Annotated in this window: 24 protein-coding genes; 5 read left to right on the forward strand and 19 right to left on the reverse strand. The window is 58.9% G+C overall.

Features of this window, described 5'->3' with window-relative positions; genetic code table 11:
• Nucleotides 1-205 precede the first annotated feature (205 nt).
• From C4N23_RS10040 to C4N23_RS10110, 16 genes are all read right to left on the reverse strand, one after another.
• Nucleotides 206-1036, reverse strand: a complete 831-nt coding sequence (locus tag C4N23_RS10040; RefSeq protein ID WP_055190379.1) for an energy-coupling factor transporter transmembrane component T family protein — start codon at nt 1034-1036, stop codon at nt 206-208.
• Nucleotides 1026-2750, reverse strand: a complete 1725-nt coding sequence (locus C4N23_RS10045) for an ABC transporter ATP-binding protein (RefSeq protein ID WP_055190377.1) — start codon at nt 2748-2750, stop codon at nt 1026-1028. The genes C4N23_RS10040 and C4N23_RS10045 overlap by 11 nt, the downstream gene beginning before the upstream one ends.
• 81 nt (nt 2751-2831) lie before the next feature.
• Entirely contained in the window at nt 2832-3386 is a 555-nt protein-coding gene (locus tag C4N23_RS10050; protein WP_112145787.1) for an ECF-type riboflavin transporter substrate-binding protein, read from the reverse strand.
• Nucleotides 3387-3510: 124 nt separating this feature from the next.
• Nucleotides 3511-4509: a Na/Pi cotransporter family protein gene (locus C4N23_RS10055; protein ID WP_112145789.1), complete on the reverse strand. Its 999-nt coding sequence runs from the start codon at nt 4507-4509 to the stop codon at nt 3511-3513.
• A 78-nt stretch (nt 4510-4587) separates the two neighbouring features.
• Nucleotides 4588-5226, reverse strand: a complete 639-nt coding sequence (locus C4N23_RS10060) for a sortase (protein WP_112145791.1) — start codon at nt 5224-5226, stop codon at nt 4588-4590.
• Nucleotides 5216-6079 carry a SpaA isopeptide-forming pilin-related protein gene (locus tag C4N23_RS10065; RefSeq protein WP_112145793.1) on the reverse strand — a complete coding sequence of 288 codons (864 nt, stop codon included), beginning with the start codon at nt 6077-6079 and terminating at the stop codon, nt 5216-5218. Before C4N23_RS10065 ends, C4N23_RS10060 begins: the two co-directional genes overlap by 11 nt.
• Nucleotides 6063-6920, reverse strand: coding sequence for a class C sortase (locus C4N23_RS10070; RefSeq protein ID WP_112145795.1), 858 nt, complete (start codon nt 6918-6920; stop codon nt 6063-6065). Before C4N23_RS10070 ends, C4N23_RS10065 begins: the two co-directional genes overlap by 17 nt.
• Before the next feature lie 81 nt (nt 6921-7001).
• On the reverse strand, nt 7002-8489 hold the full coding sequence (locus C4N23_RS10075; RefSeq protein ID WP_181567112.1) for a SpaH/EbpB family LPXTG-anchored major pilin: 1488 nt from the start codon (nt 8487-8489) through the stop codon (nt 7002-7004).
• Between the two features lie 117 nt (nt 8490-8606).
• The gene (locus tag C4N23_RS10080) at nt 8607-14504 is read right to left on the reverse strand and encodes a Cna B-type domain-containing protein (RefSeq protein ID WP_112145799.1); all 5898 of its coding nucleotides are present in this window, start codon (nt 14502-14504) and stop codon (nt 8607-8609) included.
• Nucleotides 14505-14513: 9 nt separating this feature from the next.
• Nucleotides 14514-15104, reverse strand: coding sequence for a signal peptidase I (gene lepB / locus C4N23_RS10085; RefSeq protein WP_112145801.1), 591 nt, complete (start codon nt 15102-15104; stop codon nt 14514-14516).
• Nucleotides 15101-15403 (reverse strand): hypothetical protein, encoded by a 303-nt coding sequence (locus C4N23_RS10090; protein WP_070099989.1) that lies wholly within the window; start codon nt 15401-15403, stop codon nt 15101-15103. Before C4N23_RS10090 ends, lepB begins: the two co-directional genes overlap by 4 nt.
• A 206-nt stretch (nt 15404-15609) precedes the next feature.
• Entirely contained in the window at nt 15610-15852 is a 243-nt protein-coding gene (locus C4N23_RS10095) for a hypothetical protein (RefSeq protein WP_112145803.1), read from the reverse strand.
• Nucleotides 15853-15909: 57 nt separating this feature from the next.
• On the reverse strand, nt 15910-16371 hold the full coding sequence (locus C4N23_RS14325) for an InlB B-repeat-containing protein (RefSeq protein WP_112145805.1): 462 nt from the start codon (nt 16369-16371) through the stop codon (nt 15910-15912).
• A gap of 153 nt (nt 16372-16524) precedes the next feature.
• Nucleotides 16525-17916, reverse strand: coding sequence for an alanine/glycine:cation symporter family protein (locus tag C4N23_RS10105; protein WP_112145807.1), 1392 nt, complete (start codon nt 17914-17916; stop codon nt 16525-16527).
• Nucleotides 17913-18062 (reverse strand): hypothetical protein, encoded by a 150-nt coding sequence (locus C4N23_RS14070; RefSeq protein WP_181567113.1) that lies wholly within the window; start codon nt 18060-18062, stop codon nt 17913-17915. The genes C4N23_RS10105 and C4N23_RS14070 overlap by 4 nt, the downstream gene beginning before the upstream one ends.
• Nucleotides 18052-19128 carry a hypothetical protein gene (locus C4N23_RS10110; protein WP_112145809.1) on the reverse strand — a complete coding sequence of 359 codons (1077 nt, stop codon included), beginning with the start codon at nt 19126-19128 and terminating at the stop codon, nt 18052-18054. The genes C4N23_RS14070 and C4N23_RS10110 overlap by 11 nt, the downstream gene beginning before the upstream one ends.
• Before the next feature lie 175 nt (nt 19129-19303).
• On the opposite strand from C4N23_RS10110, the gene C4N23_RS10115 reads away from it, so the two are divergent.
• From C4N23_RS10115 to C4N23_RS10125, 3 genes are all read left to right on the forward strand, one after another.
• Nucleotides 19304-20224: an AAA family ATPase gene (locus C4N23_RS10115; protein WP_112145811.1), complete on the forward strand. Its 921-nt coding sequence runs from the start codon at nt 19304-19306 to the stop codon at nt 20222-20224.
• Nucleotides 20224-21981: a vWA domain-containing protein gene (locus tag C4N23_RS10120; protein ID WP_112145812.1), complete on the forward strand. Its 1758-nt coding sequence runs from the start codon at nt 20224-20226 to the stop codon at nt 21979-21981. Before C4N23_RS10115 ends, C4N23_RS10120 begins: the two co-directional genes overlap by 1 nt.
• Nucleotides 21982-22175: 194 nt before the next feature.
• Nucleotides 22176-22904, forward strand: coding sequence for a hypothetical protein (locus tag C4N23_RS10125; protein ID WP_112145814.1), 729 nt, complete (start codon nt 22176-22178; stop codon nt 22902-22904).
• 92 nt (nt 22905-22996) lie between these two features.
• Here C4N23_RS10125 and C4N23_RS10130 read toward each other — a convergent pair whose 3' ends face one another.
• The 3 genes from C4N23_RS10130 to glyA all read right to left on the reverse strand — a co-directional run bounded on the left by C4N23_RS10130 (nt 22997) and on the right by glyA (nt 25516).
• Entirely contained in the window at nt 22997-23509 is a 513-nt protein-coding gene (locus C4N23_RS10130; protein WP_112145816.1) for a cob(I)yrinic acid a,c-diamide adenosyltransferase, read from the reverse strand.
• Nucleotides 23509-24105 carry a histidine phosphatase family protein gene (locus C4N23_RS10135; RefSeq protein WP_112145818.1) on the reverse strand — a complete coding sequence of 199 codons (597 nt, stop codon included), beginning with the start codon at nt 24103-24105 and terminating at the stop codon, nt 23509-23511. Before C4N23_RS10135 ends, C4N23_RS10130 begins: the two co-directional genes overlap by 1 nt.
• A 157-nt stretch (nt 24106-24262) precedes the next feature.
• The gene (gene glyA / locus C4N23_RS10140) at nt 24263-25516 is read right to left on the reverse strand and encodes a serine hydroxymethyltransferase (protein ID WP_112145820.1); all 1254 of its coding nucleotides are present in this window, start codon (nt 25514-25516) and stop codon (nt 24263-24265) included.
• 217 nt (nt 25517-25733) lie between these two features.
• Here glyA and C4N23_RS10145 point away from each other — a divergent pair, with 217 nt between their 5' ends.
• Both C4N23_RS10145 and C4N23_RS10150 read left to right on the forward strand, forming a co-directional pair.
• Complete coding sequence (locus tag C4N23_RS10145; RefSeq protein ID WP_112145822.1) at nt 25734-26321, forward strand: 5-formyltetrahydrofolate cyclo-ligase; 588 nt, start codon at nt 25734-25736, stop codon at nt 26319-26321.
• Complete coding sequence (locus tag C4N23_RS10150; protein ID WP_242983768.1) at nt 26296-26925, forward strand: cyclodeaminase/cyclohydrolase family protein; 630 nt, start codon at nt 26296-26298, stop codon at nt 26923-26925. Before C4N23_RS10145 ends, C4N23_RS10150 begins: the two co-directional genes overlap by 26 nt.

Genomic DNA, 26925 nt, shown 5'->3' on the forward strand with positions numbered 1-26925 from the left:
GGATTAGCTCAGCTGGGAGAGCGCTTGCATGGCATGCAAGAGGTCAGCGGTTCGATCCCGCTATTCTCCACCAAAAACCACTGCACAATGTTCGTGCAGTGGTTTTCTTTTGTCTCCCTCATGTGAACAACACCCCCACCTGCGCAGGTGGGGGTGTTGTTGGTTTTTCTTTATTGGGAAGTTCCTTACCGAACCTAGGAAAAGATCAGACGAACGGGTTATAGAACCGCCCGAAGCGGAGGGTCACGGTCAGGCTGAGCAGCAGCAGCGCAGCGCCCAGCCCCAGCGCGATGAAATCGCGGCGGACGAAGGGGCGCTGGGTGTACCATGTGCGCTTGCTCTTTTTGCCAAAGCCCCGCAGCTCCATGGCGTTGGAGATGGTGTCGATGCGGTTCAGGCTGGTCAGGATCAGGGGCAGCAGGATGTTTACGGAATTTTTGAGCCGTTTGAAGAAAGGTTCCTTCTTGCCCAGTTCCACGCCGCGGGCCTGTTGGGCCTGACTGATGCTGTGGTAGTCCCGCTGGATGTCTGGGATATACCGCAGCGCTATGGCCACCGAGTAGCCCACCTTATACGAGATGCCGATGCTGTTCAGGCTGGCCGCAAACTCGCTGGGGTCGGTGGCCGAGATGAAGAGGATGGCCACCGGCAGGGCCACGAAATACTTCAGCGAGATGTTGCACATATAGAACAGTTGCTCCGCCGTCAGGTCATACCGCCAGAACAGGTGGCAGAGCACCGTGCGGGTGCCGTAGAGGGTCGTGCCCTGATCGGGGTCGAACAAAAAGATGAAGAAGTTGTTCAGCAGCAGGAACACCAGCATGAAGACCAGCATGAACCGCACTTCGCGGAATTTGATCCTGCTCAGCTTGAACGCCGCCAAGCTGACCGCCAGCAGCACCAGCAGCACATAGGTGTTGTAGGTGATCATGCTGGCAAAGGTAAACAGCAGGAAAAACGCCAGCTTGGTGGTGCCCGTCAGCTTATGGACGACACTTTCCCGCGGGAGATAATTCAGCACCGTTTTAGCGGCCATTTTCTCGCACCTCCCTGTCCTGCGCGATGAAGCGCTCCACAAATTCCTGCGCGGGCTCGATGCCGCAGCGGTTGGCCAGCGTATAAAGGCTGGTCTCCTTCAGCGCGGCCCGTTCGATGAGGGCCGGGTCGCACAGAACGCCTGCCGCGCTCCGGTCCGCGATCAGCTCACCATCGCAGAAGACGAGGGCACGCTGGGTGTATTCGAGCATCAGGTGCATGTCGTGGGTGATCATGACCACCGTGACGCCCTGCGCGTTCAGGCCGCGCAAAAACTCCATGATGTCGGTATAGTGGCGGAAATCCTGCCCGGCGGTCGGCTCGTCCAGCAAAATCAGCTCCGGGTCCAGCGCCAGCACACTGGCGATGGTCACCCGCTTTTTCTGGCCGAAGCTCAGCGCCGACACCGGCCAGTTGCGGAAGGGATACAGACCGCAGATTTTCAGCGTCTGCTCGACCTTTTCCCGGATCTGCGCTTCCGTCAGGCCGGAGCGCTGCAAACCCAGCGCCACTTCGTCGTAGATCATGGTCTTGGAGATCATCTGGTTCGGGTTCTGCATCACGTAGCCGATGTGCTTGGCGCGGCTGCGGATGTTCTCCCCTGCCAGCGGGTTTCCGTTCAGGAAGATCTCACCCGCATCCGGCGTCTCGAAGCCGCAGATGAGCTTGGACAGCGTGGATTTGCCCGCGCCGTTCCGGCCCACGATGCTGACCATCTCGCCCTTGCCGATGGTGAAGCCGACATGCTTCAGGGTTGGCTGGCCCTTCTGGTAGCCAAAGCTCAGATCCCGCACTTCCAGCAGGGGGACCGGGGCCGCCGCCGGTTCCGGCTGCGGGTAGGCGGTGAACCACTGCTTCAGTGCCGCCGTATCGGCCTCGTTCAGCACAAGGCTGTCCACATGGGCAGGGCGCTTTTCCGGCGTGATGGCCACGCCCGCATACCGCAGCGCCGTAAGGTAGAGCGGCTCGCGGATACCGTTTTCGGCCAGCAGCGAAGTGGAAAGCAGTTCATCCGGGCGCAAGTCGGCCAGAATCTTCCCCTCGTTGACGAGGACGATGCGGTCCACGTTCCGCCAGAGCACATCTTCCAGCCGGTGCTCGATGATAAGCACGGTGGTGTCGGTCTTTTGCTGGATTTCGTCGATCAGCTCAATGGCCTGTTTGCCGGTAGCGGGGTCGAGGTTGGCCAGCGGCTCATCGAAGAGGAGGATCCTGACCTGATCTACCATGACGCCCGCAAGGCCGACCCGCTGCTTCTGCCCGCCGGAAAGCTCGTGGGGCGCATAGCCGAGGTGGTTCTCAATGCCCACCAGCTTGGCGGCGCGGCGGGTGACGGCGTGCATCTCGTCCTGCGGCATACAGCTGTTTTCCAGCGCAAAGGCGATATCCTCGCCCACCGTCAGGCCGATGAACTGGCCGTCCGGGTCCTGCAGGACGGTGCCCACATGGGCCGACAGCTCAAAAATGCTGCTGTGGGGGGCGTCCACGCCGTCCACGGTCAGGGTGCCGGTGCACTCGCCGGGGTTTGCGAAGGGGTTCAGCCCGTTGATGCAGCCCGCCAGCGTGCTTTTGCCGCTGCCGGAGGGGCCCGCAATGAGCACCCGCTCACCGGGGTAGATGTCCAGATCGATGCCGGTCAGCGTCGGGCGCTTCTGGGCGCGGTACTGGAACGAAAAATTCTGGAACGATATAATGGGTTCTCTGCGTTCTGCCATGGGTACGTTACCTCAGCTGTTCAAACAAAAAGCCCTTCCTCCGGGATGGCCGAAGGAAAGGCTGCGGGTTCCATCCAAAAATCACTCCTGATCGAGCGAGCCCTTCTTGGCGATGGTCTTGGTATAGGCCAGCACCAGCAGACCGCCCACCACCACTGCGGTGATGATGTTGGAGATAGCGGCGAACGCACCCTGCGCGAAGACCTTCTTGACCGGCTCGGCGTAGATCAGGATGTCCAGCACAGGGGCAACCACGACCCATGCCAGCAGGTGTGCCACGATGTTGGCGGCGGTGAAGGCTGCCATCTGCTTCTTGCCGAACTCGCCTTCCTGCAGGTCCAGCTTCTTGGCGAACAGGCCGACCACAACGCCTACGAAGGCCGATGCGATGACCCAGCTCCACCACGGACTGCCGCCCCAAGACAGATCGATCAGGGTGTGGCCGATGAAGCCGATCAGGCCGCCCGCCACGGGACCGTACATGGCAGCCAACAGGGCCAGAACGGCGTACTGCAGACTGATGTTGGTGTTGGGCACCGGGCTGGGAATCGCCACGAAGCGGCCCAGAACAAAGAACAATGCGGCGCCGATACCGACGGCGACTACCGGTTTGATGTTGCTGTTGTTGTTTTTCATTTTCTTTCGCTCCTCTTTCTTGTCCGCGCAATGCGGCGGGTTTTACAAGACACTGTAAGTATACGACGGGCCGCGAAGCCTTGTCAATGGACAAACGGCTTTCTTTGCAGAAAAACCGCGATTATTAACGTTCCCCGCCGGAGCTTTCCTGCTCCGGCACCAGCTTGCAGACCAGCTTCACCATCACCGGCGTCAGCGGCAGCCAGACCAGCGTGCACGCCGCATTGAACAGGGTGTGGGCGTTGGCGATCTGCCGCGCAATGATCTCCAGCTCCGGCCCTTTGGGGGAAACAGCCTCCACGAGCTTTGTCATCCACGGCAGGGCCAGCAGACAGACCACGCTCCCCGACATATTGAAGCAGCAGTGGGCAGCGGCGGTGCGCTTGGCATCCTGCGGCTGGCCGAGCGCCGCAAGGATGGCGGTAATGGTGGTGCCGATGTTGTCCCCCAGCAGGATGGGCAGGGCCCCCGCCAGCCCCAGCACGCTGTGGATGCCGTCCGGCCCGGCCTGTTGGGCTGCCCGCTGGAGTACCGCGATGGTGGCCGAACTGCTCTGCACCACCAGCGTCATCCCTGTGCCCAGCGCAAGGCCCAGCAGCGGGGCCCGGCGCACCTCGGCCATCCACCGCAGAAACACCGGGCTGACCGCCAGCGGAGCCATGGCACCGGACATGACTTCGATGCCGTTGAACAGCAGCCCGAAGCCGAACACCGCCAGCCCCAGCTGCCGGGTCGGCTCCCGCCGGGCCAGCGACCAGACCAGCACCCCGATGAACAGCAGGGGGAACACCCAGTCCTCCAGCCGAAAGGCCACCAGCTGCGCCGTCATAGTGGTGCCCACATTGGCCCCGAACACCACGGCCACCGCCTGTGGCAGCCCCATCAGCCCGGCGCTGACGAAGCCGATGACCATTACGGTGGTGGCCGAGCTGCTCTGTAAAATGCTGGTGACAGCCAGCCCCGCCAGCGCCCCGGTCAGGGGCGTGCGGGTGACCCGGCGCAGAAAGCCCCGCAGCCGCTCCCCCGCCGCTTGCTGCAAAGCCCGGCTCATGGTCGTCATGCCGTATAAAAACAGCGCCAGCCCACCGGCCAGCCCAAACAAACTGCGGACCCAATCTTCCATGTGCGATCCCCTTTCCCAGTCGGATAACACAAAAATACTCGCCTTCCAGCGGGAAAGCGAGTACATTTTGGATCTGATCTACTTGTCGGTGCGGACGCAGCGCAGCGCATACCGCGCCTGACCGCCGGTGGTGCAGGTGAAAAGGGTCAAGTCCCAGTCGTCGCCGGAGGACTTGACGGTCATCTTCTCGATCTGGGTCGGCTGCAGGATCTCCCCCGCACTGACCTCGTAGTGCCACGTTTTGCCGTCCATGTCCACGAACAGCACCTCGGTGCCGACGGCCAAGTGCTTGATGGGGCTGAAATGGCGGGCGTAGTTGTGGCCCGCCACCACCAGATCGTCGGCGGCAAGGGAGCCGGCATACCGCCCCGGCGCGATCTTCAGGCCGGGATAGCTCCACTGCTTCATCACCGGCAGCGCCAGCCCGATGGACGGGATGGAGACATAGCCGATGTAATCGTAGCCGTCAATAAAGGTGACGGTCATACCGTCCGCTTCTTCCTCGGCGGGCTCTTCGGCGGTGGCCGACTCCGCTTCGCTCTCGCCGGGCAGGATGGTCTTGGGCTGCTCAAGGGTCTCTTCCAACTGGTTCAGCACGGCATCCGCCGCCTTCTCGGCGCGGGCATTGTCCCACTGGTTGTAGCCGAAGAGGCCCGCAGCCCCCAGCAGCGCCAGCACGCCCAGCGCAATAAAGAGGGTGCCCAGCTTACTTTTCATCCTTGCGGGTTCCCTTCTTGAGCTTGATCCCCGCCGCCACCAGCACCACGCCGGTCACTGCCAGCACCGGGATCGGCCAATTCAACTGGCCGGTCTGGGGCAGACCGTGAGCGCCCATGACATAGCCGTTGGGGTTGTCCGGGCTGGGGGCTTCCGGGTTCAGGTAGATCTTCTCACCGTGGGCACCGAGGACCCAGCCGTCCGGGTTGTCCGGGCCGGGAGCCACCGGGGTATTCGGGTTCTCCTCCTCCGGCTTGTCGGGGGTATCGGGGGTATCTGGGGTGTCGGGTTTGTCGGGCGTGTCCGGCTTGTCGGGGGGTTCGGGGGTCTTCTTGGCCGCAGTGCCGACCTTGGGCAGGGCGTCCACATCGTAGACGTAGCTGCCGTTCTCCTGAATAGGGACCGACACAAGGAACGGGTTGATGACGTTGTAATTCTCCGCCGCCGTGGTCTGAACGACCAGATACAGGCCCACCTCAAGGTCGCCGAACTCGGCTACGCCGAGGTCGCTGATCTCCACGGTAGTGGACTCGGCAGTGGCGGCGATCTTCTCGGCAAGCCGGCCCGCCAGCTCCCCCTCCGACAGATCCCCCAGCTCCACGCCACAGTCCTCGAAGCCGTTGGTGTACACAAAGCTTAGGTTGGCGTTGTCCTTTTGGACCTTGGCCACGCGGTACAGGGTCAGCGTGCCACCGCCCACCGCCTCGGATGTTTCGCTGTCGTAGAGCGACACCTTGATGGAACCGGTGCGGCTCAGATCGACCACTTCGAGGGCAAAGGCCGGAGCCGCGCACCACACCAACAGGGTCAGCGCCGCAAGCACAGCGGCCAGCCGTTTACGGATGCTCTTCATGATGGTTCTCCTCTCGCTGATTTTTGCGTTTGCGCAGATGCGGCACGGCCAGCATGACCACCAGCATCACCAGCAGCATGGGCACAGCCAGTGCCGGGGCCACGATAATGGGCTCGATGCGGAGCGCGTCCGCCGTTACGCGGATGTGTTTCTGGTTTTCCGCGTTCTCGATCCGCTTGCCGCGCACCAGAAGGCGGTGGGTGTTGATGCCGTAGGGGGTGCAGGTCATCAGGGTGACGTAGTCCTTGCCCTCCACCGGCTGCAAAAGATCGGTCTCGGTGGGCAGGACGATGGAGATCTGATCGACCTCATAGGTCAGCACCCGGTCCAGCACCGTGATGGTGAAGGTATCGCCCGCTTCCAGCTCATCCAGATTGGTAAAGAGCTTGGCGCTGGGCAGCCCGCGGTGGGCCGAGATGACGGCGTGGGTGCCCGCGCCGCCCACCGGAAGGCTGCTACCCTCCAGATGGCCCGCCGCCACCTGCAAAACGCCGTCGCTGGTGCCGTGGTAGACGGGCAGCTCCACGCCGATCTTGGGGATGGTGATGTACCCCATGATGCCGGTACCGGAGACGTCGAGGGTGTCGGTGTAGCCGCTCACCTCTTCGGGCCGGTAAAAGGCATCGGGCGTTTCGGCCAGCCGCCGGTTGTAGTCGGCGGCGGCGTCAAAATAGGCCTGATAGTCCACGTCCGACAGGTTTTCAACCTCTTCCGAGTAGCTCGCCACAGCGCGCGACTGGTTTTTCTGGTTGACATAGTCACTGACGGTCGGATATAACATCACGGATAGACCCACGAGAAAGATCAATATTAAAATGATGTTGCTGCGATTCTTTTTCATGGGCTACTCCCTAATGTTATAAGGATATGTTCGGGGCAGATGCCCTCTTATTTCGGGGGAGCGGCCGGCTCCCGGTTGGTTTTACTTGTTTTCCATCCGCTTCTTCGCGATGAGCAGCACGGCCGCTGCAACCATCAGCCCGCCGCCGATCAAATAGAAGATCGTGGTGCCGATGCCGCCGGTCGTGGGCAGGGTGGTGCCAGCGTTGTTTTCGACGCCATAACCACCGCTCGTGTAGGTCTTATTCGTCGTGTCAACCGATGCCTTCGGTTCAAAACCGTTTTCGCCCAAGTTGACGGTCTGTAACTCATTCAGTTTGTTGTAACCCTGCGGCTCCTGAGTCTCTTCAAGATAATACGTCTTCTTCTTCAGGCCCGTAAGGGTAACTTTACCACCCTTAACCTTAATCGTTTCATTGCCCGTTTCACTGGAATCTGCCACACGATAGGTTTTGGTAGTGTCATCGTATACAAACTTTACCGCAGCAGTTTTGCCTTCATCTTCATACAGCTTAAACTCAGCGCCATCCAGCAAATGCTTTGTGCCATCGACTTTGGTGTACTTCACAAGGTCAAACTGGTAAGTTTTAGTCGTTGTGCTGTCCTTAGTAGTCTCGTGGCTCTCACCATAATCCAGCCAAGTTTCATTTGTTTCGCCGCTCGTCTTAACTGCTTTCTTGTTGACCGTTGCGGAGTAGTAAACCTCAATATCCTTATCGCCGGTAATGCCGTTGCAGTAGTCGTCCGTCAATGCCACATGGAATGCACAGCCATCACCCGGATTCGTTGTGAACGTGTAATCAGTATTTTCGATCAAATTAGCGTTGCCAACTTTCACCTGAACGTTTCCATTAAACGTCAGACCGTCCGTCATGGTATCATGCAAAACGTACTTCTGCGCGCCCTTCTTGGCGTGAATCGTGGTCTTAAACTCTACAACCTTGCCAATCTGCTGATAATTTTCATCCGCCCAGTCTTCGTTGTCAACTTTGGTCTTCTTCACAACAGAAGGGACTTCATTCTTTTCTTTGATTTCTGCCGTATAGTCCGTCGTGCCCAAACTGCACAAAGCACCCGCGTTGGTATCGACCAGATAGTAGCCAAGCTCCAGACCAGACATCGTCACAGTAACAGTCGTTGCACCTTCCGCAGCCGAACTCGCAGTCTCCGTTTTCGTTGCATCAATCTTACTAGTCGTTGCATATGCCAACGCCGCTTTTGCAAAGTCAGCTGCCTTTGTAGAGTTTGCCTCAAAGCTGGCTGTCTTTACATAACCAGTCGTGTCATCCACGGTGATGTAATTTTTGCCAGCCCCTGTTTTGAAGAATTCAGCCCACTTGTCCACAACCTTATATGTATAAGCTGCGGGCCTTGTTCCCTCTTCCGGATTGTAGCTCAACTCAAACATCTTATAAGCCTTGTATTCCGTTCCCGGAATTGCATTACTGATCGTAATGCTGCCGGTTGCCGTCGCGGGAGTGGTGCCTTCATCCGCAAACGCCGGGGCTGCCATCGCCAGCACGAGAGCCAGCGCGGCAAACAGCGCCACGAATCTCTTCATGTGTTTCATTTTCATCGTCTCCTTGTGAAATAAATCCATTTCCAATTTGCTTCTTTTTGCTTCCAAGCAATCCCAAAATCTGTGCTTCTTGTGGTGATCTGCGCTCCGCCCGCAGGGGCGGGAGGGTCACTCGCCCCTCCTTTCCTGTCTGCGTTTTCTGCGGTATCCACCCACCAGCGCGGCACCCATCAGCACCGCACCGGCGGTGGTGTACGGGGCCGTACCGGTGGAACCGGTCGCCGGGAGTTCGTAGCCGGGGGCATTCTTGCGGTTGATCACGGTGATGGTGGCACCGGGCACTGCCGGGTTTTCAACATCGCTGGAGTAGCTCACCGTGTAACCACCCACAGTGTCCTCGACAACGTAATACTGGGCATTGGGGTCAAGGTCGGTGAAGGTATACTTCCAGTTGCCCTCGGCATCCGGTTTTACCTTCCCACGGGTCTTTTCCTGATTTGTACCCTTTTCATAAAGGATCAGCGTAATCTCAGCCGGCAGATTCTCCGTCAGCGAGCTACCATCCGAATCCTGCCACTTCTTCACGACATCCAGCGTCGTTTCGGTGCGCTTCTTCGTGTTGGTGACCGTCACAGTAGAACCGGTGGGTGCGCTCGTGTGGCTGTACGTCACCTTAAAGCCCGCAACCGGCGGTTCCTCAACGACGTAATACTGTGCGTCTTCCTCCAAACCGGTGAATTGGCCCTTCCAGTTGTTGCCAGCGTTCAGTTCTAAGGTTTTACCCTCGACCTTCTCGCCAACACCAGAATCGTTCACCTTATAAAGCTGAACCGTGATGCTCTCCGGCAGTTCTATGCCTTTCAGCGCAGTCTTCCCGTCCACATCCAGCCACTTCTTTTCGACCTTCAGCCAGCCGGACTTTTGCATATTCTTGATGACCACGGTATCGCCGCTGGTAAAGCCGGTATGCTGTTCGTTGCCATACTGGTCAGTATAGGAAACATTGTAGTTATCCGGTTTGTTTGTCTCTTCCACGGCGTAGGTGTAGCCGTCTTTCAAGGGTTCATCGGGGTCAACCGTCTTCGAGGTATCCGGGTAGGTATACGTCCAGTTGTTACCCGACGAGAGGGTGATGTCGGCCGACCAACCCTCGTCTTTTTGGCCATTCGCACCGTAACGGGTCAGCTTAACCGTAATGGGCTCATGGTCGACATTTTTCTCCTCCCTACCGTTTGCATCCTGCCACACCTTGCGGATGGTGATCTGCTTGGCAGTATTTTCAACGTTCATCTGTTCCGTCTGGTTGGCTGCAACGAAGGTGATCTGCGATTCTGCAACGCCGGAACCCTGCATAGCCGTAGTGATTGCTGCGTCACCCTTCGTCTGGTTTGCCGCCAGCATCAGGAAATAGTGGGGGGTGCTGTCGCCGATGTAGCCGCTGGGGGGCGTAGTCTCTTCGAGCTTGTAGAGTACGCCTCGGTCGACATTTACAACATTTTCTTTCACCTGATCCGTGTACCGGAACAGAATCTGGCCGTCTGTATCTGTCGTGTAGTTACCATCGGCCTCACTCCACTTGCTGCCGTCCCAATGGGTCAGTGTGAACGTTGCACCCGGCAAGGTGTTATTGTACTTGTTCCGTTCCACCTTGAGCAATTGCAGGGTGTTGGTATTGGTCTGCGAAGCGGTGCCGCCGCCTCGTACATAATTATAGTAGTAATTGTTGTTGGTTTCACCGTGCCCGAACATATCCACCTTGTTGCTGATATGGAACTGCTGGTCTCCCAGACTGCTATCGCCTACGAGGAAGCGGTACTCATACGTCAGCTTATAGTAGCAGCCATCCGGGACGGCAAACGTCATCTTATAGACTTTGTTCGTTCCATCGGTCTGCATCGGCTCAAGGGTAAAGCGCCGCAGGTCGGTTGCTTTCACATCCGTCAACACCCCATTGACATATTTCTCCAGCTTGACGCTCTGCCGGTTGATCTCGGCATCGATCTTGGCGGGGATCGTCAGGGTATCGTGCAGCTCCAGCTCACCGCCCAGCGTGGACAGCCACTGCTTGCCGTCTTTGTTGATCTCAACGGTATAGGTTGCGGCCTTCTTATTATTATTGCTTTCTTGGACAGTCTTCGACAAGCCGAAATTCGTGCGTTGTACCGTAACATCGGCTTGCGCATCCTTACTGCCCTTGTTCCATGTCGCAGTGTTTGGATAAGTATCTTGGGTAAAATTGATGTCGTCCCATCTGTCATCGTCCACTCGGACGCCGAAAATGATGGCAATATTGTACCCTTTCGGATTATTTTTCTGCGCCTCTGTTAGGTTTTTCAACGTAAAAGTCAGCTTCTGTTCCTGATTCTTTTGATACGGAGTGTAGTTCAGCGTAAGATAGCCCTGACCTTGGCGGTTAGCATCGCCCATGTTGCTCTGACCACTCAACGGGAACAAATCCGATGTTTCATTCACGCCGCTTTTTGTATCCTTCGAGAATCCAACATAGTACGAACACTTCCAGCCCGTGTCATTGGACGCAACAAAGTTTTCATACTTGAGTCCCTTCGGCAAGGTGTCGGTCACCGTTACGGTGTCATCTGTTACATTTTTCAAAATCAGTTTGAACCAGATGATTTTTCCATACTCGACTGTTGCATTCTCCGAGAAACCGTGATCCGCATTATCGCAAGCATACTTTTTCAGTTCTGCCTTGCCCGCCGCCGGTTTGGTGTAGCTGGACGTTGCCTCTTTGTGATCGCCTCCGTATGCGATCTGATTGGTCACCGTAAGCGTTTCGCCAGCGTTCAGCGAACTCACATCTTCCACATAGGAAGAATAAGATTCCGCATTCAACTGGGTAATCACAAGGTCTTTATCCGTGGCGTTCGTCCAGTCAACCGTAATTTTGAAGGACGTCACTTCATCGGCATCCTCCGTTGCCACTTCTCCGTTAGCCTTGTAATATGCAATGTTGATGTTTACGCCACTGAATTCCGATTTTGTAAGGTCGCTGTACGAAGCCTTGTTGGACTCTTCCCCTCTGACCCAGTAAAACTTAATGCTATTTTTCAGTTCCTGATCCAATGTGCCCTTGACGGCATAGTGCTTCAGAGTTGATGCTGTTTTACCATCAATGGTCGGTGTCAGGAATGTATCCGTTACCGTGAACGAACTCTTCTTGCCCACCGATGCCTCCGTGCGGACTGCAATATTCCACTTTTTTTCCTGCATTTTACCGGTGGTGACCGTTTCCAGATTGCCGCTGGAGTTCTTCAGCAGGTTCCTCGTTCGCACCGCGTTTGACGCGGTGCCCTCGGCAGGGTATGTTTTCTCCCCTTTCTTTACATCCACCCCATTTTTAACATCCGTGATTCCGCCCTTTCCATCCGGCATGGTGGTATAGTAAGTAAACTGATATTTTTTTCCCGTCGAACCTTCGGGGAATGTATAGGTAAAGCCTGTATGCCCCTCATTTATCATACCATACTGCTTGTTGCCAGCAACTTCGAAGTCATGGAAGGTATTCGAATCCGTCGATTCTTTAATCTTAACCTTGTCTCCCGCACGGATGGTGATTCCGCTGGTTTTAAGGTCATCCTTAACTACATAGTCCTTCAAATCGCGGCCATTGGGGTTATTGATCGTAACCGTCCACGTGATTTTGCCATACATCTGATCATTTCCCACAATTGCACCGGTCTTCTCAACCGTAATGTCTTCCCTGCTGAGCGCTTTCTCTGCATCATCGGACGACTCATTCTCTCCCGACGTTGCCTTTGCGGTGTTTTTGACATTACCCCACGCATCATCAAATTTGCCTGAATGGCTGACTTCATAAAGATACGTCAACTCGTAATAATCGTCCTTGCCAAGCGCATCAAGGTCTTTGATTTCAAAAGTATCCTTACCCTCAGAATTTTTTGCAAACGTAATTCTCCCGTTCAAGCTTACGGAGTCCGTCCCATTTTTCGTCAGCGTGAAAGAGTTTTCATCATAGCTGCCGGTCAAATTATAAAGATTCGTGATCACATCATCGATCGTGACCGGCTGCCCGGCGGTGCCGTTCTTCGACGATACTTTGACCGTATACTTGAAGTAGGTCTTGCCGCCTTTCTCCACGACTTCCGCCGCAGCCGTTTTATCCGTTTTGATATCGCTATTCTTTTTCAGGATGAAGTGCGTATCGTCCGAGATCTTGATTTCTTCAGTGGTGCCGGTACCGCTTGCAACGATATAGCCACTGACAAAGATGTTCGCCTTGAAAGTCTTCGTATAATCAAAACCTTCCACACCATCGTCAAAGGTAATAACCGCCAGACCCTCTGTATTCACGTTCAGGCGGCCAATGACTTTGTTCGCGTCGTCTTCATCGTAAATATTTTCCGTTACCGGCTTGGCCAGCTTATAAGGAAGTTGATAGTAAGCCTTGTTGCCGTTCGTGGCATTCTTATGAAAGGTGCCCTCCGGCACCTTTGCCATATTCAAGACAAGGCAAACTTCCGTGCCCTCCTGAATCGTTAAACCATTAGGAACCTCTTCCCAGTTGTTTCCATCCGGCTTATATTGGAGCGTGAAGGTCAGGTTCAAATTTTTCTGAACTGTTGAATCATTCAAATTGACCGCTGGTGGATCAGTGTTAAAAATGTCACCTTCGCTCGCATCCACCGCCGCCGCATCCGTTTCCCCTGCCGGCTGCACTGCGATCTCATCGTCATGGCTGCCGTCGCGGTCGTCGGCCTCGCCCACGTAGTTGCCGTAAGCCTGATCCACGAGGATGGTGCTGGTGACATCGGTGAAGGGAACGGTCACTTCCGCGACAGCGCCCTCGACGGCACCAGAAATAACGGTCAGCGAATCGTCGCCTACCGTCTCCACGATGCCGATGGTCTCGTCGTCGGCAGTTCCGTTTTTATTATAGGTGACCACATCGCCGGGGATGGCTTCGTAAGCCGCATCTTCGCCCTCGGTGAGGTAGGCAAAGCCCATGGCATCCATATCGGCGCGCAGCGCCTCCAAGCCCAAGCGCTGCGGGATCTCCGTCTTAGGGATGCCCGCATAATGCTGGCAGAACGCGATGAACGCGACGTCCCAATCGGCGTAGGGGTTCCCGTAGAACGCACCGTAGCGGGTGTAATGGTGGACGTCGATGATGTCGCCCAGTGCCTCGTCGGTCTGGAAGTTCTTTTCGCTTTCCTTGTAGCCAAGCTGCTCCTTTGCCACGGCCAGCAGGGCCTCGTTCCAGTTATCGCTCAGGCCGACGCTGTATTTTTCCCAGTCGTCGTCGGTCTCCACGTCGGCGCTATAGTCCGCAAGGCACTCCAGCGTGTGCGTGTGTTCGGGGATGGTGCAGGTCAGCACCTTCTCATAGCACGCCTCGGTGTGGTGATGGAGCACCGGCTCGGAAACGGCCTCGCTGCTGCTGTCCTCCGCCACAGACGTGGCGGTGTTGGTATCTTCCAGCGCCGCAATGCCGTCCTCCGCTGCCGTACCGTCCGAGAGCACTTGGCCCTCTTCGTAACCGCAGATGAGTTTTTCCTCGGTCTCCGTCTCGGTGGTGAAGCAGTCGTCCGTGTGGGTGTGCTCCTCAAAGCCGCAGAGGAAGTCACCTGTATCGGGATCAACCGGGCAGGTATCATCGTGGGTATGTTCTTCTTGGCCGCAGGTCAGTTCCTTGTGCTCAACAAGCACGGTCTCGTAGCAGTCCGCCGTGTGGTGGTGCACCTCCGGTCCGATCTCTTCCGGCTCCGGGTCTTCCGGCTCGGCTTCCGGTTCTTCCGTGGTCGGCTCCGAGTCCACGGAAAAGGCGGAGTCCGGGTCTTCCGGCTGGCCTTCCTCGTAACCGCAGACCAGCTCCTCGGTATAGCATTCGTCGGTGTGGACGTGCTCCTCCATGCCGCAGCTATATTCGTTGTCGGTGGTCAGCGCCGTGCCCACCTGATGCAGCCGCCAGCTGACCGAGAGTGATGTCAGCATCGCAAGCACCAGCAGCATCGCCGTATAGCGCCGCGCTCTCACACGCTGCGCCCGCAGCTTCTGCATGATCTCATTGAACTGATTCCCCATCATGGCACCTCCTTAGTGCACCCATGAAAGACGTGACAAGGGCCATACCCTCAAGAACACCTTGCCGACGATCTGGCTTTTGTCCACGCAGCCGATGACGGTGCTTCGGCTGTCGATGGAAGTTGAACGATGGTCGCCCATCACGAAATAGCGATTTTCCGGCACCTGATACGGAAACTTGAGGTCGCACTCGCCCAGCGCGAGTTCATCGACGTAAGGTTCCTCCAGAGCCTCCCCGTTCACCGTAACAACGCCGCTCCGGTCGATGGAAATCACATCCCCCGGCCCGCCGATGATCCGCTTGAGCAGAAGTTTATTCTGCCAATAAAAACCGCACAGATCGCCGGTTTTCATATCATCGGTCTTGAGCAGCAGCAGGACATCCCCGCTCTGCAAGGTCGGGTTCATGCTGTCGCCCGACACCTGCAGCACCGGCAGGAGCATGGTCGCCAGCAGCACCGCCGCCGCAGCCACCACCACCAGCGCGTAGACCGTGCTTTTCAGCACCCGCACGTAGCGGTCCCGGTATTCCAGACGCTGCCGTTCCTTGTCCACTTCCTCCATGGAGGGGATCGTGGCCAGTTTCACGTGTCGTCCCTTCATTCTGCGTCCGCACCTCCGTTATCCGCAGACTGCGGTGGTTCACTGGGCAGGGGCGGATTCATTGCCTTCACCGATTCCAGATACGCATCGGCAGCGGCCTGAGCCGCTTCGAACACCTGATGCAGCGCCAGCGACGCTTCCGCGATGGAACCGGCATGTTCCAGCCGCAGGGTGCGGTCGTCCAGCTGCTTCTGGAGCGCCGCGTTCTGCTGTTCCAGCTCTTCTTCGTGCTGCTTGAGCGCGTAGATGATCTCGATCAATTCGGTGCGGCTCATCCGCCGCAGTTCACGTTCCGCCATGTAGTTTATCTCCCTAACGGATGATTGTCATAATTACCCAATTACTACGTTTGATTATAGCATCGCTCTTCTATTTTCGCAACCGGTTTCGTGAAATATATCATTGATTTCCGGCGTCTGAAAGCCCGATTTTCGCCGCTTTCGGCGCAAAAAAGCGCATCCGCTTTTTTGCGGATGCGCTTTTCAGCCATTTCAGGAAATTTCGTTTAGTTTTTGCCGGTCAGCTTGAAGTTGTTCAGAGCCTCAATGGTGGTGACGATGACCCTGACGTTGTTGACGATGGAGCTGCCAGCGGAGAAGACGCGGGCGACGTAGTTGAACAGGGCACCGACATTCATGAAGATCAGCCAGCCCTGCGTGTCGGTGATGGAGCCGCCGTTCAGGTAGACCATCTCGTTCTCGTCGATCGCAGCGTAAGCGGCGGGCAGTTTGATCTCATTGTTCATCATAATAAGGAATCCTCGCTTTCAAAATTTTAAGATAACTTCAGGCAAAAGCTGACCGTTTCAGCCGTGCAGCGCTACCAGCGTGAACACAAGAATGGTCGTGCCAACGATCAGGACTTCTCCCATATGTTCTTCGATCTTAAAGGTCTTGGTGGGTTTCGTCTCCTCTGGCTGTGCAGCCGCGGCGGAAGAAGAACTGCCGTCCGCGACCGTCCAGTGAGCGTAGAGCGTCTGACCTTCCTCTTTGAAGTTGTACTTGCTCGCCTTGATCGCGGTGCCGCCCACGATATCCTCATACCACCCATCAAAGGTGTAGCCTTCCATGGTAGGCGTCGGCAGACTGGACGCGCGGTAAACGTCGCCGTACTTGTAAACGTACACCTGCGTCGGCACACCGATACCGCCCTGCGGCTCCAGATAGATGGTGTGATATTTTTCTGCAGCAAACGCCAGCGGGGTCATGCAGCAGAACACTGCCAGCGTTACGACCCCCAGCATCAGCCTCTTCAGAAATTTCTTCATGTTGCGGCCTCACTTTCCAAACGTTCCGTGAACGCCATACCCTTCCCGGATATGACGTCTCTATATAGGTTATACGATAAACGGCCTGTTTTGTCAATTGCTTCCTGTGAAATTTCGCAATTGTTTTGTCGTTTGTGGAAAAAGGGTCCGGTTTCAGGATTCGGTCTCGAAAAATTCCTTGACCAGTTTGACCACCGTGCCGGAAAGCAGCAGCAGCGCGATGAGGTTCGGGATGCTCATCAGGCCGTTGAAGGTATCGGCGATGTTCCACAGCAAGTCGAGTTCCACCGTCGCGCCCAGAATGGCCACGAAAGAGTAGACCACGAGGAAGGGCCGCACGACCTTATCCGTCTTGCAGAGGAACTCGATGCAGCGGGAGCCGTACAGGCCCCAGCCGATGATGGTGGAGAAGGCGAAGCAGCACAGCGCCACCGCCGTAAAGATGGACGACCAGCCGCCGTAGGTGGAGGTGAATCCGGCGATGGTCAGCTCGGCACCGGCGGCAGAGCCGTAGTTCACCGGCACCCCGCTGCACAGGATGACCAGCGCGGTCAGGGTGCAGATGACGATGGTGTCGGCAAAGACTTCGAAGATACCGAACATCCCCTGCTTGACCGGCTTGCGGGTGTCGGCACAGGCGTGGGCGATGGAGCCGGTGCCCAGACCGGCCTCATTGGAGAAGATGCCGCGGGAAACGCCCTTCTGCATACTGAGGAAAACGCTGCCGATGGCACCGCCCGTGAAGGCCCGTGGGTCAAACGCGCCGCCCACGATGGAGGCCAGCACCGCCGGGAAGCGTCGGATGTTCAGGATGACAACGCCCAGCGCCAGCACCACATAGAACAGTGCCATAAAGGGCACCAGCTTTTCGGTGACACTGCCGATCCGCTTGATGCCGCCCAGCAGCACCATGGCTACCAGCATGGCCACCAGCACGCCCGCCACAAGGTTGACGGTGGAGAGCATACTCTTGCTGAAGTCGCCGTAGGCGGTCAGGGCCGAGTCGATGGCCGTGACGATGGTGTTCACCTGCGTGGCGTTGCCGGTGCCGAAGACGGTCAGCACACCGAACAGCGAATAGAGCGCCGCCAGCCAATGCCAGTTTTTGCTCAGGCCATTTTTAATGTAGTACATCGGGCCGCCCACCCACTCGCCGGTGGCGCTGCGCTCCCGGAAACGGACGGCCAGCGTCACTTCCGAAAACTTGGTGCACATGCCCAGCAGCGCCGAGCACCACATCCAGAACACCGCACCCGGCCCGCCGATGGCGATGGCACCCGCCACGCCCGCGATGTTGCCGGTGCCCACCGTCGCCGCCAGCGCCGTGCAGACCGCCTGAAACGGCGTCATGGCGCCGTCCGTGGCGTCTTTCTTGCGAAACATGCGTCCGATCGTTGTTTTGATGGCATAGGGGAACTTGCGGATCTGCAAAAAGCGGGTCCGCACACTGAGCAGCAGCCCCACGCCGATGATGCTGATCATGGCTGGGATGCCCCAGATAAAATGGTTGACCGCATCGTTCACGGCCGTAATGGTTTCGATCATGGTTCTTTCCACACCTCTGAAAAATCAACTTCCGCCGCCGGGTGTTTCCCGGCAAACATAGTTGTTATTTTATCGCATCTTTGCAGTTCTGTCAATTTTTCAAGGCGCAGAAGAGATTTTTTCATCTTTTCCGATTCAAACGTCACAAATCAGTGAAACTGTGGTATCCCCGCAGGGTTTTCGGTCAAATTCCGCCTGCCATGTGACCGTTTCCGGCCGCACTGGGGCAAAATAGCAGGCGGAGGTTGCCGCAGCGGCTCCCTCCGTTTTTTCGGCACTTCCGCGCACCGTGCAGAACACGGCAGTCGGCCCATCGGCCCCGCCGATGACCGCAATGGCCGCATCCCCTTCCATCTGCGGTTCCAGCCTGTATTTCCGGGCAAGTGCCGCCTGTTCCGGCGGCAGCTTCCGTGGTTTGCGGCGCGGATGGTCTCCCTCGGCGCAGTCGGTCAGGTAGAAGTGTTCCGCTTTCGGCGTCAGACGGTACGTCATCATGCAAAAACAGTTTGGACGTTCCCAGCCGTCGCAATCCGGGAGCTCCAGCGTTTCCGACCGGACATCCAGCACCGTCAATTGATAGGCGGCATTCTCGTTTCCCGGTTCGTGGATTGTCACCGACTCCCCCGCAGCCGGTGTCGGGAACTGTTCGGCCAGATGCTGCTCCCGTTCCGCTTCCAATTCCAGTTCCAGCGTTCGGAATCGTTTGGGACGGCTCTTCCGGCTCTTTGTTGCCCATGGGTAGCTGTTCCGCCAGAAACGCCAGACCTTCGTTTCGTCCAGCCCATAATAGTGCACCAGCGCCGCTGCCTCATCGCTTCCAGCGTCAGTTCCCGGAAGATACCCCATTCCGCAGCCATCGCTGGGGTGCAGACGCACCCCGTTCAGCCTCAGAGAGGCACAAAATCCAATATCCAGCGGATTCTCCTGCTCCATCTGGCGTTCTTCCGCTTTGGTCAACGTGCGGGTGCATTCGCCGTTTTCGGTCAGGCCCCATTTTTCCATATAGGCCCGCAGTTCTCCCTGCGGCACCTCTATCGCAAAGTCCACGACCAATCCCTGCCGGCACCGGTAGAGGGCCGGGATCAGCCACCGGTGGCCATTCCATTCAAATTCCCTGTCCAGATGCAGTTCCTCGCCTTGGTCGGTCCCCTTCTGCGTCCCCCAGTAATTTTTTCCAAAACAGACCTTCCAGCGTCGGTGTTGGTGTTTCATGACCCTTGTCCCCTTCCGTTTTTCTTCATTCTAGCACGGTTTTCTCCGCCCCACAATCTTCCCAGTAAATTTTTGCCGAATCCTTGCCGCCCGCATCTACACATCCGCTGCGGTTTGTGCTATGATAGGGCTGAAAAATCGGTTTGGCACTGCCAACCACAAGAAGGTGTCGTTCATGTCTGATTTGCTTGAAACGCTGCGGCAGGAAGGCGTCGATCCCGCGCTGCTTTCCGCCGTGGAGGAATACCGTACCACGCACCCGCTGGCTGAGGGGCTGCGCCCCCGCATCCCGGCGTCCGCCTTTACTTATTACGGAAAAGAGGTCTGGGAACAGGCGCTGGCCGCCCTGCTCTGCGGCGAGAACCTGCTGCTGGCGGGCGGCAAGGCCACCGGCAAGAATGTGCTGGCTGAGAACCTCGCCGCCGCCTTCGGCCGCCCGGCGTGGGATATCTCGTTCCATGTGAACATGGATGCGGCCTCCCTCATCGGCATGGATACCTTTGAGGGCGGAGCCGTCAAGTTCCGGCCCGGCCCGGTCTACCGCTGCGCCCAGTGCGGCGGTTTCGGCGTGCTGGACGAGATCAACATGGCCAAAAACGAGGCGCTGGCCGTCCTCCACGCCGTGCTGGACTTCCGCCGCGCCATTGATGTGCCCGGCTACGAGCGCATCCCGCTGGCCGAGGAGACCCGTTTCATCGCCACGATGAACTACGGCTATGCGGGCACCCGCGAGCTGAACGAGGCGCTGACCTCCCGCTTCGTGGTCATCCAGATGCCCACCATCACGCAGGACAACCTCGAAAAGCTGCTGCGGGCCCAGTTCCCAGACCTTGCGGCAAAATATGTCCATCAGTTCGCCCTCCTCTTCCTCGACTTGCAGAAGAAGTGCGACAGCGCCGAGATCTCCACCAAGGCGCTGGACCTGCGCGGGATGCTGGACGCCCTGCGGCTCATCCGCCGGGGCGTAGCCGCCGGGGCTGCGCTGGATATGGGCATCACCAACAAAGCCTTTGATTCCTACGAGCAGGGGCTCATCCGGGACGTCATCGCCGCCCGCATCCCGGCGCAGCTCACTGCCGAAAAGCTCTTCGGCTGATGGAAGCCCAGAGCTATACCGCCGAACAGCGGCGCGCAGCCAATCAGGTCTGGGCGGCAGCCGGAGCCTATGGATTTGAGCCGCTGTTCCTCGCGCACAACACCGACGGCACCATCGATTTTTACATGAACTGCATCGTGGGGCTGGTGCACAAATATTACGGCGACGACCTCGTCCGCAGCCTGTTCGACTGCTGGGACGGCGACATCCGCCAAAGCCAGCTGGACGACCTGACGTGGCTCTACCTCGAAAGCGCGGCCTACGCGCTGGAGCTGCCCCGCCGCCCGGTGCTGGCCGAGCTGCGCCGCGCCCACGCCGACTATTTTTTCGGCATCCAGTACAAGCTCTCCCGGCAGGAGTGGATGGCGAAAAACCAGCTCGTCTACACCATGCAGGCCCACCGCTGGCGCACCGTGCAGGGCCGCCGTCCGCCGGTGATGACGCCCTACGAAGCCGACCTTGCCAAAGCCCTTGCGCCGGACACACCGCCCGCACCCGCCGCGTTAAAGGATGCACTGCTGTCTGTTTTTGCAAAAGCAAGCCTCTTTGACGGCACCGTGCGGCAGAAACCCGCACTCCACCTGCATCTGGAAGGGCTGCTGGCCTCCCTTGCCACCAAGACCCTGCCTACCCAGATGATCAAGACCGACCGCGTGACGGTGGAGCACTCCAACTCGGTGGATGCGGCCAGCACCGGCGGGCTGACCGTGGACAAGCGGCTGGCCCACATCACCCTGAAGCAGAACGCCGCCGAGGACCGCGCTTACATCGAAAGCTGCTTCGGGCGGTCGCTCTACCCGCCGGAGCGGCTGCGCAAGGCCGAGCAGGAGCTCTGCACCGGGAACCATCTGGGGTGCCGCCTCTGGTTTGCGGCGGGTGTGCCCAGCCCGGAACAAGCCCCCAACCCGGAGGCGAAGCACCTCGCCGAACAGGCCCAGCTTCAAGCCGACCGGAACCGCGCCTACTACGCCAAGAACCGGGAGCTCCACCGCAGCGTCGTGCTGCGGCTGACCGAGCAGATCCGGAACTGCATCCTCGTCCACCAGCAGCCCAACGCGCGGGTGGCCCGCAGCGGCAATCTGGACCCGGAGCGGGTCTGGCGTGCGCCCCTGCTGGACGATGCCCGCGTCTTCCGCTGTGCCGAGGAAGAGAACCAGCCCTCCTTCACGGTGGACCTGCTGCTGGACGCTTCCGCTTCCCGGCTGCACTGTCAGGAGGTCATCGCGGCGCAGGGTTCCATCCTCGCCGAGAGCCTTGCCGCCTGCGGCATCCCGGTGCGGGTGAGCTGCTTTTCCAGTCTGCGCGGGTACACCGTGCTGCGGGTACTGAAGGGCTTCCAAGACAAAAACTTGCAGAACATCAATCAATATTTTGCTTCCGGCTGGAACCGCGACGGGCTGGCCCTGCGGGCGGCAGGCGACCTTGTGGACTTTGCCCCCGGCCCTGCGCCGCGCCATCTGCTCATTTTGCTGACGGATGCTTCCCCCAACGACAGCCGCCGGGTGCCGCCCTCCTCCGAAAACCCGCTGGGCCACGATTACGGCGGGGCTTTCGGCGTGGACGATGCCGCCGCCGAGGTGCGTGATCTGCGCCGCAAGGGGCTGCGGGTCTCCGCCGTCTTCATGGGGGAGGACAGCTCCAGCCGCGACGCCGAACGCATCTACGGCAAAAACCTCGCCCGCATCCGCGGCATGGACCAACTGGCCCGCGCCGCCGGCCGGCTCATCCAGAACGAGATCCGGGAGCTGGGCGATTGAACCGTTTCCTGAACCGGGACTGCGCAAAAACGCAGCCCCGGTTTTATTTTTACAACCATATCGCTTGTATCGTCGGGAATGCCGAAAAAATATTTTCGATTTCGTCAAACTTATAGTTGTATTTCGAGACAACTTATGCTATAATGTCCTCAGAAAACAACGAATCATTGGTTGTACAAGGAAGGAGACCCGCTATGGACGCCAATCGTTACTTTGAGGAAATGCACCGTGCCATGTCTGCGCAAAAAAGCGACTACTCGTTGATTTTGAGCGTAAAAGTGCAGGATCTTGGCGGGGCGGACGCCTATCTGGAGCTGCGCCGCAGCGCCTCCGGCCACGCGCGGGTCTTCTACTCTACCATGGGTCGTCAGAACTTCAACTTTCAGTTGTTCCGCAAGGGCTGGCAGCTCTGCCACAACGCTTCCGGCGAATTGACGGGCCGGTTCCCCACCAAGGCGGAGGCACTGCTGGACACAGCAGACTTTTCCGCCTGTATCCGGGACGACGCTTTTGACGCGGCCCGCACTGACTTCATCGTGGCCCAGCTCCGCCGCCTTTCGGACGCCTTCTGCCCGGCGCTGCCGCAGTCGGCCCGTGAGGGGGCCATGATCACGGTAGACAGCTTCGTGGGCCGGGGCGGCCACTGGTGCTATTGGAGCACCCAAGCGGCGGACTGCCTTCCCATTGCGGCCATCCTCTGCTGGCTGGGCGATTTTCTGGCCGGAGCGGAACGCCGCACCCTGCAGAGCTGCCCACAGGCCATGGAGCTGGCCGCTCAGTGGCAGGCGCAGCTCTGCTCCCCCTTTGCCCGCCCGGCGGACGCTGTTCCCCGTCCCATTTCGCGCCCTGCCCCGCGCCGTGCTGCTCCTTCCGCCCAAAACCCGCACTGGCAGAGCATTCTGGCTGTGCTGGCGACCGTATAACAGAATGAAAAAAGAGGCTGCCACATTACTCCCTTATTCACGGTTTCGCCGCGTCAGCGATGCCGGAAGGAGTTTTGCAACAGCCTCTTTGTTTAATATTCGATTCCCTGCCGCGCGGCGATCCCCTTCTGGTAGGGGTGGCGGTGGCACTTCATCTCGGTGCTGTAGTCGGCGGCGTCCAGCATCCACTGCGGTGCCGCGTGGGCGGTGAGGACGCATTCCTGCGCGGTCGGGCGGCGGAGCACCGCCTCCTGCAGCAGATCTTTGTCTACCATGTCCAACTCCCACGCGGAGCCCGCTTCGTCCAGAATCAGCAGGTCGGCGGTCTGGGCCATGGCGGCGCGCAGGTTCTCGTTCTGCAATTGGCGGGTGGCAGCCTTTTCGGCGTCATTCATCTGGAACACGAACTTCTGCCCGGCCTTGCCGCGGTAAATTTTCGCGCCCAGCTGCTCCAGCAGCGGGACCTCGCCGCTTTTGCCGCCCTTCAAAAACTGCACGATGACGACGGTTTTCCCGCTGCCCAGCGCACGCAGGGCAAGACCCATGGCGGCGGTGGTCTTCCCTTTTCCGTCGCCCCAATAAAGATGCAGCAGCCCTTGTTCCATCAGGCATTTTCCTCCGCATACTGGACCGTTTTCACGACGTACAGGACCCGCTGCGTCTTCCAGTCACAGGCATCCAGCACATAGCCCCCCGCGTTGGGGCCGCACCACTCATGGAAGGTCTTGTGCGGCACGGCGAAGCGCTCCATGGCCGCCATCTGGGTGCCGCCGTGGGCCACGATGACAAGCTGTTCCTCGCCGTTTTCCAGCGCTTCATCGACCAGTTCCGCAAATGTTGTGCAGACGCGGCGGCAAAAATCGCTCTTACGCTCGCCGTCCGGGTGGGCGCTTGTTTCGTTTTCGGCCACCCACGCCAGATACTCCGGGTCCTGCTCCACATGGACGAATTTCTGCCCCTCGAAGCGGCCGAAGTTCATCTCCTTCAGCCCCTCCACCGGCACGAGCTTCGCTTCCGGGAAGAGGATCTTCGCCGTCTGGGAAGTGCGCTGCAGCGGGGTCACATAGACGATTTCCGGGGAAAAATCGGCCCGCCGCAGCTTCGCGGCGCTCTCCGCCGAAAGCGGGATGTCCCGCTGGCCCTGATAGCGTTTCTGGACGTTGTATTCGGTTCTGCCATGACGCAGCAGATAGATCAGCATGGTGCGTTCTCCTTTTTTCGCGTTTTTCCGCACCATTATAGCCTATTTGCGCTAAAATCGCAAGGCTGCATAGAGTGGCGATGCGGCCATGCATGAAGATTTTCCGCAAAAAAGCACCCGCCGCAGGATACGGCAGATGCTCCGAAAAATCAAATGCTTACTCGTACAGCGGGAAAGCCTTGGTCAGCGCCAGCACGCGGGCGGCGATGTCGTCGCGCTTCTCGTCGTAGTGCCAGATGCAGTCGGCGATGCAGTCCGCGATGATCTTCATCTCGGCGGGGCCCATGCCGCGGGTGGTCACCGCCGGGGTGCCCAGACGGACGCCGGAGGTCACGAAGGGGCTGCGGGTCTCGCCGGGGACGGTGTTCTTGTTGGCGGTGATGTGCACGCTGTCGAGGCGGGCTTCCAGTTCCTTGCCGGTGCACTCCTCGTCCCGCAGGTCGATGAGCATCAGGTGGTTGTCCGTGCCGCCGGACACCAGCTTGACGCCGCGGGCCTGAAGCTCAGCGGCCATGGCCTGTGCATTCTCGACGATCTTGCGTGCATATTCCTTGAACTCCGGCTTCAGTGCCTCGCCGAAGCAGACGGCCTTTGCCGCGATGACGTGCTCCAGCGGGCCGCCCTGCGTGCCGGGGAAGACGGCGGAGTTGATCCGCTTGGCCAGCACGGCATTGTTAGTCAGGATCAGGCCGCCGCGGGGGCCGCGCAGGGTCTTGTGGGTGGTGGTGGTCACCACATCGGCGTAGGGCACCGGGCTCTGGTGATACCCGCCCGCCACGAGGCCCGCGATGTGGGCCATATCCACCATCAGGTAGGCTCCATAGCCGTGGGCGATCTCAGCGATCTTCTCAAAGTCGATGGCGCGGGGGTAAGCCGATGCACCGGCCACGATGAGCTTGGGGCGCACCTTCTTGACCTGCTTTTCCAGCTCCGCATAGTCGATGACGCCGTCTGCATTGACGCCGTAGGAAACGAAGTGGTAGTTTTTGCCGGACATGTTCACCGGCGAGCCGTGGGTCAGGTGGCCGCCCTGCGACAGGTCCATCCCCATAACGGTATCGCCCAGATCCAGCAGGGCGAAGTAAACGGCGAGGTTTGCCTGTGCGCCGGAGTGCGGCTGAACGTTGGCGTACTTCGCGCCAAACAGCTTGCATGCACGCTGGATCGCAATATTTTCCACCTCATCCACATAGGCACAGCCGCCGTAATAGCGCTTGCCCGGCAGACCCTCGGCGTACTTGTTGGTCAGCACACTGCCCATGGCGGCCATGACGGCGGGCGAGACAATGTTCTCGCTGGCGATCAGCTCAATGTTCTCCCGCTGGCGGGTCAGCTCCCGGTTCATGGCGGCGGCCAGCTCCGGGTCCGCTTCCTTGACCAGACCGATGGTGTCCATCATGTTTTCGTACATAGTTTACTACCCCTCTCTTGACATTCTATCGCGGCAGCGGCGGCTCCTCAGGGAGCCGGGCTCCTACTTGTTACTATACCAAATCGGCCCAAAACCTGCAACCGCATTTTCGCCGAAACCCTTGCATTTTTCCACCGCAGCGTTTATTATATTTGTATATTTTTGCCGGATGGTTTTGTACAACTTTTCGCCGTCCGCCATGGGGAGGGAAAAGCCGATGGACACCGCCGCAGAAAAGTCGGCGCAGCGCAAGGCGGGCATCGCCGCGCGGCGGGCACTTTCCGAAGCCGACCGTGCGGCGGCCAATGCCGCGCTCTGCCGCCGCATCGCACAGCTTCGCTGTTTTCGCGAGGCACAGACCCTCCTCGCCTACGCCGCCTTCGGGGGCGAAGCGGACCTTTCGGCCCTGCTGGCCGAAGCCGAACGGCTGGGCAAAACGGTGGCCTACCCCGTCTGCGGGGAGGGCTTCACCCTGACCGCCGCCGTGCCGGAGCCGGGCGGCTGGGAGACAGGGGCCTACGGCATCCGCACCCCCATCCTTACAAAATCGCGGCTGCTGGCGCCGGAGGAACTCGACCTCGTGCTCGTGCCCTGCACCGCATTCGACGCCGCGTGCCGCCGCGTCGGGATGGGGAAAGGCTACTATGACCGCTACCTGCCCCGCTGCCAAAATGCCGTGACGCTGGGCGTTGCCTTTGAGGTGCAGCGGGTGGAGCGGGCGGCAGCAGACCCCCACGACCGGCAATTGGACAGCTATGCGACAGAGGAGAAAATTTATCGTGGAACTGACAAATTTGAGCTGTAAAACCTTTTTGGCTGAGCTTGCCGGGAACGCCCCCGCACCGGGCGGCGGCGGCGCGGCGGCACTGGTGGGCGCAGCGGGGGCGGCGCTGGGGAATATGGTCGGCAGCCTGACCGTGGGCAAGAAGAAATATGCCGCCGTAGAAGCCGACATCCTTGCGCTGAACGAGCGCTCCACCGCCCTGCGCAAGCGGCTGGAGGGGCTGGTACAGGCCGACGCCGAGGCGTTCCTGCCGCTGGCTGCCGCCTACAAGCTGCCCAAAGAGACGCCGGAGCAGCAAGCCCACAAGGCTGCGGTGCTGGAAGAGGCCCTCAACAGGGCCTGTGCGGTGCCGCTGGAGATCATGGCCGCATGCTGCGAGGGGATCACCCTTGCAGAGGAATATGGGGCCAAGGGCAGCGTGCTGGCCCTCTCCGACGCCGGGTGCGCCGCGCTGTTCTGCAAAGCCGCGCTCCAAGCGGCGGGGCTGAACGTTATGGTCAACACCCGCCTGATGGCCGACAAAGCCCGCGCCGCCGCGCTGAACGCCGAGGCCGCCGCGCTGCTGGCCGATTTTGTCCCCAAGGCCGACCGGGTCTATGAACAGCTCACACAACAGGAGGGGTAA

It is taken from the genome of Faecalibacterium hattorii (assembly GCF_003287455.1).
Taxonomy (GTDB): domain Bacteria; phylum Bacillota; class Clostridia; order Oscillospirales; family Ruminococcaceae; genus Faecalibacterium; species Faecalibacterium hattorii.

Bases quoted from the DNA above. Each gene is read 5' to 3' on its own strand.
- C4N23_RS10105 (WP_112145807.1), bottom strand. From the start codon at position 17,916: ATGATCGAAACCATTACGGCCGTGAACGATGCGGTCAACCATTTTATC.
- C4N23_RS14325 (WP_112145805.1), bottom strand. From the start codon at position 16,371: ATGAAGAAATTTCTGAAGAGGCTGATGCTGGGGGTCGTAACGCTGGCA.
- C4N23_RS10135 (WP_112145818.1), bottom strand. From the start codon at position 24,105: ATGCTGATCTATCTGCTGCGTCATGGCAGAACCGAATACAACGTCCAG.
- C4N23_RS10130 (WP_112145816.1), bottom strand. From the start codon at position 23,509: ATGGAACAAGGGCTGCTGCATCTTTATTGGGGCGACGGAAAAGGGAAG.
- C4N23_RS10045 (WP_055190377.1), bottom strand. From the start codon at position 2,750: ATGGCAGAACGCAGAGAACCCATTATATCGTTCCAGAATTTTTCGTTC.
- lepB (WP_112145801.1), bottom strand. From the start codon at position 15,104: ATGAAGGGACGACACGTGAAACTGGCCACGATCCCCTCCATGGAGGAA.
- C4N23_RS10055 (WP_112145789.1), bottom strand. From the start codon at position 4,509: ATGGAAGATTGGGTCCGCAGTTTGTTTGGGCTGGCCGGTGGGCTGGCG.
- C4N23_RS10110 (WP_112145809.1), bottom strand. From the start codon at position 19,128: ATGAAACACCAACACCGACGCTGGAAGGTCTGTTTTGGAAAAAATTAC.
- C4N23_RS10050 (WP_112145787.1), bottom strand. From the start codon at position 3,386: ATGAAAAACAACAACAGCAACATCAAACCGGTAGTCGCCGTCGGTATC.
- C4N23_RS10065 (WP_112145793.1), bottom strand. From the start codon at position 6,079: ATGAAGAGCATCCGTAAACGGCTGGCCGCTGTGCTTGCGGCGCTGACC.
- C4N23_RS10120 (WP_112145812.1), top strand. From the start codon at position 20,224: ATGGAAGCCCAGAGCTATACCGCCGAACAGCGGCGCGCAGCCAATCAG.
- C4N23_RS10125 (WP_112145814.1), top strand. From the start codon at position 22,176: ATGGACGCCAATCGTTACTTTGAGGAAATGCACCGTGCCATGTCTGCG.
- C4N23_RS10080 (WP_112145799.1), bottom strand. From the start codon at position 14,504: ATGATGGGGAATCAGTTCAATGAGATCATGCAGAAGCTGCGGGCGCAG.
- C4N23_RS10040 (WP_055190379.1), bottom strand. From the start codon at position 1,036: ATGGCCGCTAAAACGGTGCTGAATTATCTCCCGCGGGAAAGTGTCGTC.
- C4N23_RS10090 (WP_070099989.1), bottom strand. From the start codon at position 15,403: ATGGCGGAACGTGAACTGCGGCGGATGAGCCGCACCGAATTGATCGAG.
- glyA (WP_112145820.1), bottom strand. From the start codon at position 25,516: ATGTACGAAAACATGATGGACACCATCGGTCTGGTCAAGGAAGCGGAC.
- C4N23_RS10115 (WP_112145811.1), top strand. From the start codon at position 19,304: ATGTCTGATTTGCTTGAAACGCTGCGGCAGGAAGGCGTCGATCCCGCG.
- C4N23_RS10060 (WP_112145791.1), bottom strand. From the start codon at position 5,226: ATGAAAAGTAAGCTGGGCACCCTCTTTATTGCGCTGGGCGTGCTGGCG.
- C4N23_RS10070 (WP_112145795.1), bottom strand. From the start codon at position 6,920: ATGAAAAAGAATCGCAGCAACATCATTTTAATATTGATCTTTCTCGTG.
- C4N23_RS10075 (WP_181567112.1), bottom strand. From the start codon at position 8,489: ATGAAACACATGAAGAGATTCGTGGCGCTGTTTGCCGCGCTGGCTCTC.
- C4N23_RS10145 (WP_112145822.1), top strand. From the start codon at position 25,734: ATGGACACCGCCGCAGAAAAGTCGGCGCAGCGCAAGGCGGGCATCGCC.
- C4N23_RS10095 (WP_112145803.1), bottom strand. From the start codon at position 15,852: ATGATGAACAATGAGATCAAACTGCCCGCCGCTTACGCTGCGATCGAC.